The sequence below is a fragment of the Halorubrum californiense DSM 19288 genome (assembly GCF_000336875.1).
Taxonomy (GTDB): domain Archaea; phylum Halobacteriota; class Halobacteria; order Halobacteriales; family Haloferacaceae; genus Halorubrum; species Halorubrum californiense.
On record NZ_AOJK01000063.1, the window covers coordinates 153650 to 169665 of the forward strand.

14 protein-coding genes are annotated in these 16016 nt (G+C 69.6%); 4 read left to right on the top strand and 10 right to left on the bottom strand.

Features of this window, described 5'->3' with window-relative positions; all coding sequences use genetic code 11:
* Positions 1-219: 219 nt before the first annotated feature.
* The 9 genes from C463_RS12475 to C463_RS12510 form a co-directional block, all read right to left on the bottom strand.
* On the bottom strand, positions 220-1017 hold the full coding sequence (locus C463_RS12475; RefSeq protein WP_008444299.1) for a ZIP family metal transporter: 798 nt from the start codon (positions 1015-1017) through the stop codon (positions 220-222).
* A 92-nt stretch (positions 1018-1109) separates the two neighbouring features.
* Positions 1110-1268: a hypothetical protein gene (locus C463_RS19025; protein WP_160163105.1), complete on the bottom strand. Its 159-nt coding sequence runs from the start codon at positions 1266-1268 to the stop codon at positions 1110-1112.
* Positions 1265-1942 (bottom strand): hypothetical protein, encoded by a 678-nt coding sequence (locus C463_RS12480; protein WP_008444301.1) that lies wholly within the window; start codon positions 1940-1942, stop codon positions 1265-1267. Before C463_RS12480 ends, C463_RS19025 begins: the two co-directional genes overlap by 4 nt.
* Positions 1942-3060, bottom strand: coding sequence for a signal peptidase I (locus tag C463_RS12485; RefSeq protein ID WP_008444303.1), 1119 nt, complete (start codon positions 3058-3060; stop codon positions 1942-1944). Before C463_RS12485 ends, C463_RS12480 begins: the two co-directional genes overlap by 1 nt.
* Positions 3060-4169 carry a DUF7467 domain-containing protein gene (locus C463_RS12490; protein ID WP_008444305.1) on the bottom strand — a complete coding sequence of 370 codons (1110 nt, stop codon included), beginning with the start codon at positions 4167-4169 and terminating at the stop codon, positions 3060-3062. The genes C463_RS12485 and C463_RS12490 overlap by 1 nt, the downstream gene beginning before the upstream one ends.
* Complete coding sequence (locus C463_RS12495; RefSeq protein WP_008444306.1) at positions 4166-4948, bottom strand: hypothetical protein; 783 nt, start codon at positions 4946-4948, stop codon at positions 4166-4168. The genes C463_RS12490 and C463_RS12495 overlap by 4 nt, the downstream gene beginning before the upstream one ends.
* A 177-nt stretch (positions 4949-5125) precedes the next feature.
* Positions 5126-6835, bottom strand: a complete 1710-nt coding sequence (locus tag C463_RS12500) for a SipW-dependent-type signal peptide-containing protein (protein WP_008444307.1) — start codon at positions 6833-6835, stop codon at positions 5126-5128.
* Positions 6836-6954: 119 nt separating this feature from the next.
* Entirely contained in the window at positions 6955-8319 is a 1365-nt protein-coding gene (locus tag C463_RS12505; RefSeq protein ID WP_008444308.1) for a SipW-dependent-type signal peptide-containing protein, read from the bottom strand.
* Positions 8320-8452: 133 nt separating this feature from the next.
* A complete protein-coding gene (locus tag C463_RS12510) occupies positions 8453-9949 on the bottom strand; it encodes a vWA domain-containing protein (protein WP_008444309.1) in 1497 nt (498 codons plus the stop codon).
* A 383-nt stretch (positions 9950-10332) separates the two neighbouring features.
* On the opposite strand from C463_RS12510, the gene C463_RS12515 reads away from it, so the two are divergent.
* Entirely contained in the window at positions 10333-10863 is a 531-nt protein-coding gene (locus C463_RS12515; protein WP_008444310.1) for a DUF7344 domain-containing protein, read from the top strand.
* A 46-nt stretch (positions 10864-10909) separates the two neighbouring features.
* On the opposite strand, the gene C463_RS12520 is transcribed toward C463_RS12515, so the two are convergent.
* Complete coding sequence (locus C463_RS12520; RefSeq protein WP_008444311.1) at positions 10910-11806, bottom strand: hypothetical protein; 897 nt, start codon at positions 11804-11806, stop codon at positions 10910-10912.
* 267 nt (positions 11807-12073) lie between these two features.
* Here C463_RS12520 and C463_RS12525 point away from each other — a divergent pair, with 267 nt between their 5' ends.
* The 3 genes from C463_RS12525 to C463_RS12535 all read left to right on the top strand — a co-directional run bounded on the left by C463_RS12525 (position 12074) and on the right by C463_RS12535 (position 15904).
* Positions 12074-12628 carry a DUF7344 domain-containing protein gene (locus C463_RS12525; RefSeq protein WP_008444312.1) on the top strand — a complete coding sequence of 185 codons (555 nt, stop codon included), beginning with the start codon at positions 12074-12076 and terminating at the stop codon, positions 12626-12628.
* 84 nt (positions 12629-12712) lie between these two features.
* On the top strand, positions 12713-15484 hold the full coding sequence (mutS, locus tag C463_RS12530; protein ID WP_008444313.1) for a DNA mismatch repair protein MutS: 2772 nt from the start codon (positions 12713-12715) through the stop codon (positions 15482-15484).
* 69 nt (positions 15485-15553) lie between these two features.
* A complete protein-coding gene (locus C463_RS12535; RefSeq protein WP_008444315.1) occupies positions 15554-15904 on the top strand; it encodes a cell division protein SepF in 351 nt (116 codons plus the stop codon).
* The last annotated feature ends 112 nt before the right edge of the window (positions 15905-16016 follow it).

The following is a 16016-nucleotide window of genomic DNA, read 5'->3' on the forward strand; positions in this document are numbered from 1 at the left end:
CGACCGCAACCGCACAGCACCTCACGCCTCCCCAGCCTCGTCGGGCGCGTCTTCGGGCTCCCGCCGGTCGCCCTCGTCGCGCCCGACTCCCTCGCGCGTGCTGACTCGCGGCCGCAAAAGGCGGCCGCTCGCAGGCACGCGCCACCGCATCGCCCAGTGATAAATCGCAGTCGCTGCCGGCCACTCTCGGTTAAACACCTCGCCGTCGCTCTCGGTCGCTTATAAGTACGCGAGCGGGACCATGAGCGCGCTGCCGAGCGCGCTGCCGCCGGCGAGGACGCGCTTGCCGCCGTGCGGGAGGTCGGCGCCCGTTTCGAGCGCCTCGGGGATGAACTCCGAGAGGACGAGGTAGATCATCGCGCCCGCCGCGAAGCCGAAGCCGTACGGGAGGAACTCGCGGGCGTACCGCACGAACGCGAACGCGATCACGGCGCCGATCGGCTGCGGGAGGCTGGAGAACACCGACCACCACACCATCTTCCACTTCGAGACGCCCATCGCGCGCAGCGGGATCGAGATAGCGGTTCCCTCGGGAATGTTGTGGATCGAGATGGCGACGGTCATGAACACGGCCAAGAGGGGGACCGTGAAGCCGAACAGCGCCGTGCCGCCCTCGAGCCCGAGGTCCGCGAAGGAGACGCCGACCGCGATCCCCTCCGGAAAGCTGTGGACGGTCAACACGCCGAGGATCAGGACGAGCTTCCTGAAGTCCGCCTCCTCGTACTCCTTGGGGTCGATCTCGGCGTCCAGCAGCACCTCGTGGGCGACGATGACGAGGACGACGCCCGCGAGCATGCCGATCCCGATCTCGGCGGGCGTCCCCTCCGCGAGCCCCTCCTGGACCAGTCCGAACAGCGACGCCGACAGCATGATCCCCGACGCGAACCCCCACAGCGCCACGTTCCCGCGGTCGCTGATCGTCTCGAAGAAGAAAAACGGAAGCGCGCCGATCCCGGTCGCCAGCGCCGTGACCAGTCCCGCGACGAACACGAACGCGGAGGCGTCGAGGGAGATCATCGCTCGCGTGGTACTACGCCGATCCGGGTGATAACTTCGGCGGCCGCCCCTACGTTCCGGGAATCGTCCGACGTCCCGTGCCGAACGCGACCTCAGCCGAGACCGCGAACCAGGCCGACGACGAACACGATCAGAAACAGCGTCGCGAGGAGCAGCAGCACGGTGAGCTTCGTCCCCGACGCGCGTCGGAGGCCGCGCGAGCCCCCGCAGCATTTCCCGTCGCCCCCCCCCGAACGGATCGGCGCGTTCACGGCAGACCCCCCGCCCGCGAGCGCTCCGACGCGGACAGTCGATCGACCGCGGCCGGCCCGGGGCCTACCGCGGTCAGCGGGGCCGACAGATCGCTCGCGTTCTCCGCGGTCGCCGACTCGTTCGCCGCCGGCTCGCTCGCGCTTGCCGGCTGATTCGGCGCCGACTCGGACGGACTCGACGCGTTTCCGGCGTCCGACCCCTTCGCCGGCGGCGCGGGCTCGGGCTCCGGGCTGTCGACCGCCGGCTCCGAGGCGTTGCCGGTGGGCGCAGATTCGTTGTCGTCGGTGGGCGCAGATTCGTTGTCGTCGGTGGGCGCAGATTCGTTGCCGCCCGTGGGTCCGGAGACGTTGCCGTCGGTGGGTGCCGATGCGTTACCGGTGGGATCGGAGGCGTTACCTCCAACGGGCGACGAGTCGTTCCGCTTCGGTTCGGACGCGTTCTCCGACGGTGCGGTCCCGTTCCCGCCGCCGGATTTCGTCTCGTTCCCGCCGCCGGCCGCGAATTCGGTGTCGGCCGACTCGTCGATCTGGCGCAGTTCGTCCGGTGTCTCGAACGTCGTCGTCACGTTGACGCCCGCCGTGAGGAGCGCGACGGTGGCCCCGCCGGCGAACGCGACGCCCCACACCAGCACGGCCAGCGCGACGAGCGCGACGAGCCTGCGGTTCGCGGTCATCAGTCACCCTCCCCCGCGGGCTCCGGGTGCGGCGGCGTCGTCGCGGACACGTGGCGACTCGACCCGTCGGGCTCCGCCTCCTCGATGATCCCCTCCGTGCCATCGCTGTCGGTGTCCGCATCGCTCTCGCTCGCTTTCGTCCCGCTCTCGCTCGCTTCCGTATCACTCTCGTCCGCTTCCTCACCGCCCTCGCCGGCGGGCAGCCCGGCCTCGGCATCCCCACCGTCGGCGGCCGCGGCCTGTTCCGCCGTCTCGGCCTCGGGGGCTGCCGTCGCGCCCCGACCGCTCCGGTCGAGGACCCCGCTCGCCGGCACCCACTCCGCGAGCGCGCCGAGCAGGAGCGTCGACGCGCCGATCGCGACCGATATCGCGGCAGCGGTCCGGAGTTCGAGCGCGACGGACACCGCGTACGGGGCGAACGCGGCGAGCACCGCAGCCGCGCCGCCGACCGCGTCGACCGAGACCCCGCCGGGCTCGTCCGCCGCGTCCGCCGTCCCCGTCGGTTCGGCCGCGACCGCGGAATCGCTCTCCGCCGCCGGACCCTCACCGTCGCTCGGCTCGTCCACGGGATCGACGGTCCTCGCCGGTTGCGGCTCCGAGTCGCCGCGCCCGCCGACGATCGACCAGATCTCCGTGACCGCGAGGAGGCCGAATGGCAGTAGGACCAGCGTGACGAAGCCGATCCGGGTGCCCGCGAACTGGATCACGTAGCCGATGTACGGGATCGTCAGCGTCACGACGCCGACGAGGCTCCCGGCGACGACGAGCCCCGGATCCGGTCCCTCGTTGGCATCGCCCATCGTCTCGAACGCGAGCGTGCCGGCCTCGTCGACCACGCTTATGACGCGATGGGTCACCGGCACCTCGCTCGTGCCCCGGACGAACGTGATCACGTCGCCCTCGGCGATCGCCGTCGGGTCGCGCTCGGCGACGATCACCACGTCGCCCGGCGCGATGGCGGGCGTCATGCTCGCCGTGAGCACGACGAAGCTCTCGTCGGCGCCGACGACCTCGGGGGCCGCGTACACCGCGAACGGCGCGACGAGCGCGATCAGCAGGACGATACCGAGTACGTTTGCCGCGCGTTTCGTCCGTGGTGATGTGAGTAGTTGGATCATCAGTTCTCCTCCGTGCCGCACAGCGGCTCGCCGTCCGTGGTCGCGGCCGCAACGATCTCGTAGAGCCCGCCGTAGACGTCGCCGACCCGGAGCGGGACCGAACAGCTCGTGTGGATGTTGACGCCCGCCTGACTCCCGCCGCTGTTTCCGTTGCCATTGCCGCCGCCGTTGCCGTTCCCCCCGCCACCGCCGGTCTCCGGATCGGCGCTCGCCCCGTCATCGAGGTAGATGTTGGGGCCGATCCACCCCGGGTCACCGGTGGTCGGCGAGGCGGTCCCGTCGATCACGAACGTCTCGTCCGGGGCCACGTCGCCGTCGAACACGGTCGTTCCGCCGGTGCCGTTGCCGCCCGCGCCGCCGCCGGTGGCGACGACGACCACGGTCGCCGGGTCGTCGCCCAGGTACCGGAGCGTGAGCGACCCGACCGCGACGCCGTTCTCGTCCTCGCAGGGGACGCACGCGGAGGCGCACTCGGTCCCCGCGAAGGGGTTCGACCCCGCGGCGTCGGCCTCGGAGACGTGACGACACTGCTCGGCGTACAGTCGGAAGGTCAGATCGGTCTCCGAGCCGGCGACCTCGTCGGGCGCGTCGGCCGGGAGATACGGGGACACCTCGACGAGGATCGAACCGCCGTCCGGACCGGCTTCAAGACACCCGTCGTCGATCCGTCGCCCGCCCGCGAGCAGGCGTTCGACCTCGTCGAGGGGCCGGTGGCCGTCCGTCAGCGGCTCACCGTCGACGACGACCTCGACTTCGAGGGCGTCCCCGAGCGGGTCGTCCTCAGGACAGTCCGTCGCGAGCCACACCCGCACTGGGTTCGCCGACGCCCCTATCTCGAACGTCCCGGGAACGGGGCGCTCGTCGAACGTCGTCCGGTTAACGGGGAACGGACCAACGGTGACGGTCCCGTCGGTGGGGTTCCCGTCGACCGTCAGTCCGACCTCGCCCGCGCCGAAGACGTTGTTCGGGAACGCCTCCCGGTCCGCGAGGTACGCGCCCGTTCCGAGTCCGCTCGCCATCCCGACTGCGCCGACGCCGCCGATCCCGGCGAGCAGGCGGCGCCGGCTCAGTCCGCTCGGGCGCCGTCCGTCGTCGCTGTCGGGGTTCATGCGGCCCCTCCGTCGGCGTCGGTCGAACCGCTCGCGTCGGACCCGTCGTCCATCTCGAAGGGGTTCCCCTCGGCGTCGCACTCGTCCGCGATGAACTCCACGTCGAAGTCGACCGCGCCGCCCTGCCCCGCGTTGCCTCCCTCGCCGTCGAACTCCCAGGCGAAGGTCAGGCAGCGCTGTTCGCCGGGGCCGAGGCAGCCGTCGCCGAGGAGTCCCGGGCGCAGTTCGACCCCGTCCGCGAGCGCGGAGCCGTCGATGTCCGCGAGCGTCTCGTCGGTGATCAGTTCCCCGGCGCTCGCGAACTCGCCCTCGGCGCCGCCGCAGCTGCCGATGCCGAATATCCCGGTGTCCTGCCGGACGGTGAGCGTGACGCGCTCCGCGAGCGCGGCGCTCGCGGGGTCGAGGCCGTCGAGGTCGGGGTCGACCCGCAGCCACACGCGGGCGGTGTCCTCGGGGTCTTCGAGTCGGAGCCCGACGCTCGCGGTCCCGCGATCGTGCGGCAGCGCGTTCTCGATGTCGACGAGCCGGATTCCGGCCGCGTCGACGTCGTCGATCGCGCCGACCGGACTCGAATCGACCGCGGTCCCGTTCTCCGTGCGGCGCCACCCGACGAGCAGATTAAACGGCGTGTCGGTCTGGGCGTACGTGTAGTCGGTGTACTCGTCCCAGTTGTCCGTTCCCGTCTGGCGTCCGGAGGCGGCCCCGACCGCCGCGAAGCCGATGGCTCCGGCGCCCGCGAGTGCCTCCCGCCGCGTGAGTCTCGATTCCTTCTGTGTCATTGTGTGTCGTTCCGGCTCCGGACGGCCGTGTCGTCGATACCCTACGTACTCCAACCGCGCTCGTATGTATGCGCGTCCTACCCGCCCGGCCCGGTGGCCGTACCCGAGCGGTACGAGCCACATACCGATCCGTCGCAGCGAAGCGATCGGCGGGCGGCCGTCCCGGCCGTCGTCGGATCAGGCCGGCTGTTCGGGGCCCGAGCCGTCGTTATGGCGCGCCTGCTCGGTGTAGAAGCCGAGGTCGAAGCCGAGCGTGTCGCCCTGGACCCCGTTACCCACGCCGATCGGGAGCTCCCATTCGAGCGCGACGCAGTGCATCACGCCGTCGCCCGCGAACGGGTCGCGGTTCTCGTCGTCGGCCGGATCGGTCAGCTCGTCGTACGGCGTCGAGCGGTTCCCGTCGAGCGGGATCCCGTCGCCGCTCTCGAGCTCGTCGAGCACGTCCGCGAGCGAGCCATCGACGATGACCTTCTCCCGTCCGGTCTGTGCCGCGAGGTTCCCGAACACCGAGGGAATGACGAGCGGGTCGTCGACGTCGTTGAAGAACGCCGGATCGCCGCCCGACCCCCCCGCGGGGCCGGCCATCGACGACAGCACCGCATCGTCCGCGCTCCCGACCGAAATCGTGTACACGTTGGTCGCGGGGTTCGGCGACGCCGCGCGGGCGTCGTCGGCCGCGTCCACGGGGTCGGAGAACTGGGTGCTGCCGGTCCCGTTGAACGACTCCCCGTCCGAGAGGACGATGTTCCGGAACTCGACGCCGCCGCGGCCGTTCGCGTCGAGTTCGGCCTGTGCGTCGTCGACGCCCTCGCCGATGTACGTCCCCGTTGCGATGCCGCTCGCGTTCGAGAACGGGTCCGCGTCGCTGTCGTCGACGTCGGGGTCGTTGTTCGTCCCGCTGACGACGTTCGCGATCTTCTTCCGGAGCCCGTCGAGCGCGTCGTCGACGTCGTTGAGGTCGGCGGTCAGCGACTGGAGGATCCCGGTCCTGGGCTCGGTGTCGCCGCTCCCCTCGCCGTCGAAGTACGCGACGCCGACCTGGACGTCCGACCCCTGCGACCCGAGGTAGTCGACGAACCGGCGGGTACCGAGTTCGACGAGGTCGATCTTCGTCGTCTCGTCGTAGGTACTCCCGCCCACCGTGATCTCGTCTCCGCTCACCACGCCGCCGAACTCCTCGTACAGCATCGAGCCCGAGAAGTCGAGCGTCAGCATGATGTCGACCGGCTCCGCGCCGTCATACACGTTGTCGCAGTCCTCGTCGTACCAGAGCGTCGCCTCGATGGCGTCGCCGAGGTCGCCGAGGTTGTCGGGGTCGACCGCCAGCTCGGGCTCGGTGGCCGTCCCGCCGTCGCCGTCGACCATGTCCGCCTGCATCCAGATGTAGCCGGGGTTGTCACAGAGGTGAAGCGAGAAGGTGATCTCGCCGGAGTCGCCGGGCTTCACGTCGGTGAGCTGGACGAGCGTCTCCATCTCTTCGCCGGTGACGGGGTCCGTCCCGAAGTCGGCCTCCGACAGCGGGGGGATGTTCTCGCAGTCCAGTATCGGGAGGTTCGCGCCGTTGCTGTCCTCGTCGGTGTCGTCCGGGAAGTCGCTGTAGCTGAACTCCGTGCCGTCGATCTCGACCGACTGCTCGCCGTCGCGGTCGTGGTCGGGGTGCGCGCTGACGAACTGCCGGCCCTCGCCGAAGTCGTACGTCTGTTGCCAGTCGACGAGCAGGTCGAGCTGCCCGGCGGTGAGGGTGTTGCCCTCGAACGACTCGGTGTCGTTGAAGTACGCCGTCGTGCCGAGGCCCGCCCCCGCGGAGGCCACGCCGACCGCGCCGAGGCCCGCCAGCACGGTCCGCCGCGAGAGTCCGATGGTGTCCTTGTTGTCTCTGTCTGTCATGATTGTGATTCCCCGAAGGGAGTCCCACCGACGGAGTCGAACCGTCGTCTCGGCCGCCCGCGCGGGTCCGGAATGGGAGATGCGGTCACGCCGCCCGACGCGGCGGCGTATTCAGCACGTCAGTCGCTGAACTCGACCGCGTCGCTGCTGTCGTAGAAGTCCGGCCCGACGGTAGGGTCGGCGTTGACCTTCGCGACGGGGCCTCCACCGCCCGTGCTCCCGTACCCGAGCAGGCGGAACGTCGACGAGATCTCGGCGTTCGGAACCCCGAACAGGATCGTGTTCCCGACCTTCGACGCGACGAAGCCCGCCGGGAGCTGTTCGGTCGCGCCGTAGCTCCCGCCGTTGTTCGGCTGGTACCCGAACGGGTCGTCGGGGAAGCCGGCGTTCGGCTGCCAGATGACCTGCCAGTCGTGCGTGCCGTCCGCGTCCGCGTCGACGATGACGGGGAGATTCGTGCTGGAGTAGTCCGCCGTGTCCAAGAAGTCCACGCCGTCGCCGTCGTCGACGAAGGTGAAGCTCAGAACGGTCTGGTTCTGGCCGAACGAGACGCTGGTGTAGACGTTCCCGTCGGTGGGGTTCGCGATCGACGAGCCCTTCCAGTCGTTGTCGTACGCGGTGACGACCGTCTCGTCGACGCAGGGGTTGTGTGTCCCGTCGTTGTGACGCGACTGGACGGCGTAGAACTCGAAGTCGAATTCGACGGAGTCCGTCTGGATTTCGTTTTCGACGCTCGTCGGCACCTCCCAGCTGAAGCAGACGCACTGTTCGTCGACGTTCGGCTCGCCCTCGACGAACGGCTCCGCGACGCCATCGAACGCGGGGCGGTCCGCGAGCGACGCGCCCGAGTCGCCGTCGGAGGAGAGCGCGACGCCTGCTTGGAGCGCCAGCATGACCTCCGCCAGCGATCCGGAGACGATCTCGTCGCCGATCACGTTTCCGCCCTCGCCATCGTCGGTACAGTACGAGACGGTTACCTGCATCGCGTCGGCGAGTTCGCCCTCGCCGGCGATCAGCCCGTCGCTGTCGTCGCCGAGCTGGTTGGTCTCTCCCTCCGCACTTGCCTCGGGCTCGGAGACCGTGTTCTCGTCGTTCGCGGTCAGCTCACCGCACATCCACATGTACGCGGGATTGTCGACGATCGAGAAGCAGAACTCGCCCTCGCCGGAGTCGCCGGGCTTCAGGTCGGAGACCTGAATGCTGAGCGGCTCGCCGTCGGTCTGTTGGCCGTCGATCCCGACGACGTTGCCGTCGACGAACGTACCCGGCTCCGTCGAGTAATCCCCGTAGCTGCCCTGGTCCTCGGAGTAGTCGACGTGGACGAACAGGTCGAGCGATCCCGCCGTCAGCGTGTTGTTCTCGAACGTCTCCGTGTCGTTGAAATACGCCGTCGTTCCCAGTCCTGCGCCCGCGGAGGCGACGCCGACCGCCCCGAGTCCGACCAGCATCTTGCGCCGCGAGAGTCCGATTTTGTCGTCGTTCATGATGTGTTGTCCCCAATGGGGAACTCCCGACGGCGGTCGCGAACCGCCGCGTCGGCCGCCCGAAGGCGCCGAAGCGGGAACCGGGCGCGTCGCCCGGGCGTGAGCGGGGTCTCCCCGCCCGAAGTCTCCGCGTCTAATTCGACACGTTGCCGGTGCTGTTGCTGGTCACGTTCGTCCCGTTGACCGACACGTCCGGGTTGTCGTTGTGCCGCGACTGCTCGGCGTAGACGCCGATGTCGAAGCTCACGGAGTCGGTCTGGACCTCGTTGCCGACCTCCGCCGGGAGCGTCCACTCGAAGCCGATGCACTGCGTGGTCGCGCCGGGGTACGGCTGCCGCTCCTCCTCTTGGCGGTCGCCGTTGAGCGCGACGCCCTCGGCGAGCTGGGTGAAGACCTCGGTCATCGTCCCCTCGGCGATCTTCTGTTCGCCGGCGAGGACGATCTGTGCGATCTCGGCGTAGACGGTATCGAGGTCGGCCGGATCGGGAGCGACGAACGCGTCGCCGGGGGTGGACGCGATGTTGTTCTCGAGGTAGGTCGTCGCGGCACCCGAGCCGAGCGCGATGGTGAAGACGCGGATACCCGCGTTCTTCGCCGTCGTCGCGGCGGTCGTGGCCGCGCTCTGGCTGGACGGCTGGCCGTCGGTGAGGACGATCATCACCTTCGACGCGCCGGCCGTCGCGTTCGTCCCGGTCAGGAGCTCGGTGGACCCGGTGGAGATACCCTGACCCATGTCCGTCCCGCCGCCCGCGGTGTACAGATCGATGGCGTCCTTGACCGACTGGTAGTTGGTCGTCAGCTCTTGGTCGAGAGTGGCCCCGTCGGAGAACGAGATGGCCGCCGCCTCGTCGGGGCTGGAGAGGTTGTCGACGAAGTCCTTCGCGGCGGACTGTAGGTCACCGATCTCCTGGGACATCGAGCCCGAGACGTCGCTGACCAAGGCGACTTCCAGTTCGTTCTGCTCGCCCGTGCCCGTGGGCTCGTACACGTTGTCGCAGTCCTCGTCGTACCAGACGCAGACCTCGATCGCGTCGGCCAGTTCGCCGATCCCGTCGGTGTCTTCGCCCTCCTCGTCCAGTTCGGGCTCGGACTGCCCGTTCTCCAGGTTCTCTGTGATCTCGCCCGCGAGGTACACGTACGCGGGGTTGTCACAGATGTGGAGACTGATCGTCACTTCACCGGAGTCGCCGGGCTTCACGTCGTCCAGCGTGAACACCGGGATCCCGTCGCCGTTGACGAGGTACTGGTCGGCTTCGTCCGAACAGAAGCTGAAGTCTTCCTCTTCCTGTATGTAATTTTCCCACTCCTGCATGTCACCGGGGCTTGGGGCCTGCCCGAGCAGGTATTGCCCGTCGCCGAGGTCCTGTGCTAGGAACTCCTCATTTCCGCCACCGTACCCCATCGCCTGAATGTCGTCGAGACGGCCGGGGCCGCCCAGGTACGTCGACTTGTAGTCCAGCTTCAGGTCCAGTTCGCCCGCGGTGAGCGTGTTGCCCTCGAACGTCTCCGTGTCGTTGAAGTACGCCGTGGTGCCGAGTCCCGCACCCGCGGACGCAACGCCGACGGCCCCGAGGCCGGCGAGCAGCTTGCGTCGCGAGAGTCCGATCGTGTCGTTCGTGTCTTGGCTCATGGTTTCTCCCCGACCCGCCCCGACGGGCACCCGAATCGGTTACTTCCCCCTCCGATGGATACCCACGTAGTTAGGAGCAACCACGTCACCGTCGAACGACCGATTCCAACCGATAGAAGGTCTCTCAGAACCGATCGAACGTCACCTTCGACCGGCGGTCCGTCGCCCCTACCGCGGTGACCACCGACCGCATGCGGTTCGTACCCACACCCCCGGTCGCGGCACGGGGGCCGTACTCGCTGGTCGAATCCGGCAGGCGTCCCGTACTTTTCGGCTTCGAACGGGGCCTTCCCGGGTAGCCGGCGCATACATATCCCCTCGTCTGACGCAGGAGACGGCAGAACTCGGGCGCCGCCGAGCGCGGCCGCCTGGAGCCCATCTCCATGAAACTCCGAAACGACGTACTTCCGGCCGAACAGGTGTACGCCATCCTCGCGAACGAGCGCCGACGGTGCGCCATCGAACAGCTCGGCTCCGCCGGCGGGACGGTCTCGGTCAACGAGCTGTCGACGCTCGTCGCATGCCGCGAGACGGGGGAGACCCCGCCGCCGAAGCGTTCTCGCGAGAGCGTGTACACCTCGCTGGTCCAGACGCACCTGCCGAGGCTGGCCGACGCGGGCGTGATATCGTACGACCGCGAGTCGCAGACCCTCGAACTCTCGCGGCGCGCTCGCGACGTGCGCTTGTACACGGAGATTCTCGCGCCCGGCGGCGCGACGTGGTCGGAGCTGTACCGCGCGCTCGCGGTCGGATCGCTCCTCGTCGTGCTCGCCACGCTCCTCGACGTCCCGCTCGTGTCGGCGGTCGATCCGGTGTTGTGGACCAGCCTCGCGCTCGGCGCCTTCGCCGCCGCCAGCGCCGTCCAGCTGTGGGTCAACCGCTTCTCGGTGCTCCGACAGCTGCGGCTTCGGTGAATCGTCTCGACCACTGAAACTCGAAACATCGCTCTTCTCCGCCGGCCTACTCGCTTCCGGCCGCGAGCGACGCCGGCAGCCGTAGTTCGAACAGCCGCGCGTCACAGCCCGCACAGCGACCGGCGACCACGTCGTAGCTGGAACAGCAGGACTCGACGACGCGCTCCTCAAGGGCCACGTCCCCGGCGCAGGTCGGGCACTCCTCGACGAACAGCCGAAGGGCGCCGAGGGCCGCGCTCCGCTCGTCGAGCGGCAGACCCGCCCAGTCGCGGTCGCCCTCCGTCAGCACGCGGTCGGCCGCGACGTCGGCCCGGAACGCCGGCCGCGACTCCCAGTGACCGATCCGCTCGTCGCCGGCGTACGCAAACCCCGCGCCGCCCCGCCAGTCGATCGAGAGTTCGTCCCGGTCGAGCCCGGTGAGCCCCGCGAGCGCCGCGAGGTCGTCGCGGCCGTCCCTCGCCCCCTCGCCGGGCGTCGCCCCCGCCTCGCCTTCGGCCGCCGCCCGCCACGCCGCGGCGAAGTCGGGGGCGAACGCGAAGTCGTCGCTCGCGGGCGTCTCGACGAGGACGCCCGCGTCGTGGAGGTACGCCTCGGGATCGATCGACGCGTCTCCGGACGCGCCGGCTTCGACGCCGCCGGGCGCCTTGCCGAACAGCGCGAGCGCCCGCTCGGGGAGGTAGCGCTTCGTGAGTTCGGGCGTCCCGGGAACGAGGTACCCGCGGAGCCAGATGACCGCGAGCGCGCCGCCGAACCCGACCGCGCCGAGCAGCGGCGCGCCGACCGCGGCCGCCGCTCCCGCCCCGGCCGCCGCGATCACGACGTTGACGGCCGTACACGGGAGACAGCGATTCGATCCGGTGTACTCGGGCCGCCGGAGCCGACCGACGGCGGCGAGCGCTGACTGTCGGAGGCGGTCCGAGTCGGTGTCTCGTGACGCGTTCATACCGGTCCGGACGGGACACGCCGACCTATGTATGCGCCGCCTACCGCCTCCGACGCGCCGCTCGCCGAGCCGAAGCTCGTTACAGCGTTCGGACAAAAGTCAGTGACAGAGTCGCTCCTCACGCGTCTCGAATGTCTAAAAGAGGGTTGTAGGACACAAATAGCCACATTTCAACCATCTATATTTCATCTACAAACCTCTCAGACTATAATAAGAAGTGATATATCCTCCAGAACGGATCGTACTCACTATATCTATGCGTGAGTCATGACACCACATATCACCAAACAGGCGGAATCGTCGGAGTCCGAGAGCGACGGCCCCTCGCGCGACGAGGTGTTCACGGCGCTGAGCAACCGGCGGCGTCGCAACGTCATCAAGTACCTGAAGATCAACGGCGCCGAGTCGCGCGTCAGGGACATCGCCGAGCAGCTGGCCGCGTGGGAGAACGATGTCGAGATTCCGGCGGTGACGTACAAGCAGCGCAAGCGCGTGTACACCGCGCTCCACCAGTCGCACCTGCCGAAGCTGGCGGCGAGCGGGTTCATCGACTACGAGTCGGACCGAGGGCTGGTGTCGCTCACCGAGGAGAGCCGACAGCTGGAAGTGTATCTGGAGATCGTCTCCGAGAACGAGATCCTCTGGGCCGAGTACTACGCGGGGCTCGCGGTCGTCTGCGGACTGCTGGCGGCGGCGGGGTGGACCGGGACCGCCCCGTTCGGCGTGGTCTCCGGGTACGCGTACGCGGCGCTTTTCGCGCTCGTGTTCGGGGCGTCCGGGATCGCTCACCGGGCGTCGACGAAGCGGAACCGGCTGGGATGACGGCGCGCCTCTCCCCGGAACCGGCCGCCCCGATCGGGCGGACACCCGCAGGGTTTTAGCCGCGCACGGCGGGAGTACGGACATATGGCAACGGGGATCGTCGGGGAGTTCCTCGACCTGAAGGCCGAGACGGACGCGGACGTCCTCGCGATGCAGTGCGGCGACTTCTACGAGTTCTTCGCGGACGACGCCGAGCTGGTCGCCGACGAGCTCGATCTGTCGATCTCCCAGAAGTCCTCTCACGGCTCGTCGTACCCGATGGCGGGCGTGCCGCTCTCGGAGCTGACGCCGTACGTGAACGCCCTCGTCGAGCGCGGCTACCGGGTCGCGGTCGCCGACCAGTACGAGACCGAGGGCGGCGACCACGCCCGCGAGATCGTCCGCGTCGTCACGCCGGGCACGGTGCTGGAGACGAGCGACGACGACGCGCGCTACCTCGCGGCCGTGGTCCGGGAGGAAGGGAACGACTCCGAAGACGGCCCCTACGGACTCGCGCTCGCCGACGTGACCACCGGCCGGTTCCTCGCCACGACGGTCGACGACGGGGGCGACTTGCGCGCCGAACTCTACCGGTTCGACCCGGCCGAGGTGCTCCCGGGGCCGCGGGTCCGCAACGACGACGGCCTCCTCGGGGCGGTCCGCGAGGACCTCTCGGGGCGCGTCACCGCCTTCGACGCGGAGGCGTTCGCGACCGGCCGGGCGAGACACGCCGTCCGAGAGCAGTTCGGCCGCGAGACGACTGACAGCGTCGGCCTCGACTCGGATCTCGCGGTCCGGGCCGCGGGCGCGGTCCTCTCGTACGTCGAGGAGACGGGCGCTGGCGTGTTGGCCTCGATGACCCGGCTCACCGCGTACGGCGCGGACGACCGCGTCGACGTCGACGCGACCACCCAGCGCAACCTCGAGATCACGGAGACGATGCGGGGCGACGCCGACGGCTCGCTGTTCGACACGGTGGACCACACCGTCACGGCCGCCGGCGGCCGGCTGCTCCGCGAGTGGCTCACCCGCCCGCGGCGCGACCGCGAGACGCTCGCGGCCCGGCTCGACGCGGTCGAGGCGCTGGCGTCCGCGGCGCTCGCGCGAGACCGGATCCGCGAGGTCCTCGGCGACGCGTACGACCTCGAACGGCTCGCGGCGCGCACGACGAGCGGGAGCGCTGGCGCGCGGGAACTGCTCTCGGTCCGCGACACGCTCGGGCTGCTCCCCGACCTCGCCGACGCGGTCGACGACACCGCGCTGGCCGACTCGCCCGCGGCCGCCGTCCTCGACCGGGTCGACCGCGAGCGCGCGGCCGGGCTCCGGGAAGAGCTCGCCGAGGCGCTCGCCGAGGACCCGCCGAAGGCGAAGACGGGCGGCGGGCTGCTGAAGGAGGGGTACGACGCCGAGCTTGACGAGCTGATCGAGCGCCACGAGTCGGTCAAGTCGTGGCTCGACGGGCTCGCGGAGCGCGAGAAGCGAACGCACGGGCTCAGCCACGTCACGGTCGACCGCAACAAGACGGACGGCTACTACGTTCAGGTCGGCAAGTCGGTCGCGGATCAGGTGCCCGAACATTACCGCGAGATCAAGACGCTGAAGAACTCGAAACGGTTCGTCACCGACGAGCTGGCCGAGAAGGAGCGGGCGGTCCTCCGCTTGGAAGAGGCCCGCGGCGAGCTGGAGTACGAGCTGTTCGAGGAGCTGCGCGAGCGCGTCGCCGAGCGCGCCGAACTGCTCCAGGACGCCGGGCGAGCGATCGCGGAACTCGACGCGCTCGCCTCGCTCGCGACCCACGCCGCCCGCCGCGACTGGACGCGGCCCGAGCTGACCGAGGAGCGGCAGCTCGACGTGGAGGCCGGCCGCCACCCCGTCGTCGAGGGGACGACCGACTTCGTCCCGAACGACCTGCGGCTCGACGCCGACCGCGGCTTCCTCATCGTCACCGGCCCGAACATGAGCGGGAAGTCGACGTACATGCGACAGGCGGCGCTGATCCAGCTGCTCGCGCAGGCCGGCTCGTTCGTCCCCGCCCGCGCGGCCGAGGTCGGGCTCGTCGACGGCATCTACACGCGCGTCGGCGCGCTCGACGAGCTGGCGCAGGGGCGCTCGACGTTTATGATCGAGATGCAGGAGCTGTCGAACATCCTCCACTCCGCGACCGCGGACTCGCTGGTCATCCTCGACGAGGTCGGCCGCGGCACCGCCACCTACGACGGCATCTCCATCGCGTGGGCGGCGACCGAGTACCTCCACAACGAGGTGCGCGCGCGGACGCTCTTCGCCACCCACTACCACGAGCTGACGACGCTCGCGGACCACCTCCCGCGCGTCGCGAACGTCCACGTCGCCGTCGATGAGCGCGACGGCGAGGTGACGTTCCTCCGCACCGTCCGCGACGGCCCGACGAACCGGTCGTACGGCGTCCACGTGGCCGACCTCGCGGGCGTCCCCGACCCCGTCGTCTCCCGCGCGGACGAGGTCCTCGACCGCCTCCGTGAGGAGAAGGCCATCGAGGCCCGCGGCTCGCGGAGCGGGGATAACGCGGGCGGCACGGGCGCCGGCGGCGAAGGCGAAGGCGGGACGCAGCAGGTCGTGTTCGACCTCTCGTCGGGGTCGTTCGCGGGCGACGGAGCGTCCGACTCCGACCGGGGATCGGACTCGGCCTCGCGGAACGGGACCGCCGCGACCGACGCGGAATCGCCCGCCGCGGCCGAGTCGTCGTCGGCCGTCGCGGCGACCGACGCCGAGGCGGCGGAACGACTCGACCCCGAGACCCGCGCCGTGATCGAGGAACTGAGCGACGTCGACGTCGCGGAGACGACCCCGGTGGAGCTGCTCTCGCGGGTCCAGGAGTGGCAAGAGCGGCTCGACTGACCGCTCTTCGGGACGGACGCGGGTGCGTCTGACGTAAGAACTAATGTCTACCCTCTTTGTGTGGTGTGTATGGGCATCATGAGCAAGATCCTCGGCGGGGGGGGGAGCCGCTCCGTCGACGACTACGTCGAACTCGATACGGACGACTTCGCCGACGCGCACGCGGAGACGGGCACGCAGGTACACTTCGCGGAGATCGGGGACCAGAGCGACATCATTCCGATCAAGGACGCGGTGTACGACGGCGACTTCGTCATCGCCGACATCACCCGCCACTCCACGTCGGACCGGACGATAGAACACGTCTACGACGAACTCCGACAGGTGGTCGAGGAGGTCGACGGCGACATCGTCCAGAAGGGCGACGACCAGATCATCGTCACCCCGACCGGCGTCAAGGTCTCCCGACAGAAGCTGTAGGCGCCGCATTCCGGCGATCTCGTCGCAGTTCTTCTCCCGTCGTCCCGCTCTCCCGGTCCGTATTCGGCCGTACCGGTCGAACCGTGTCATATATGCCGTTCTCCCGCCCACG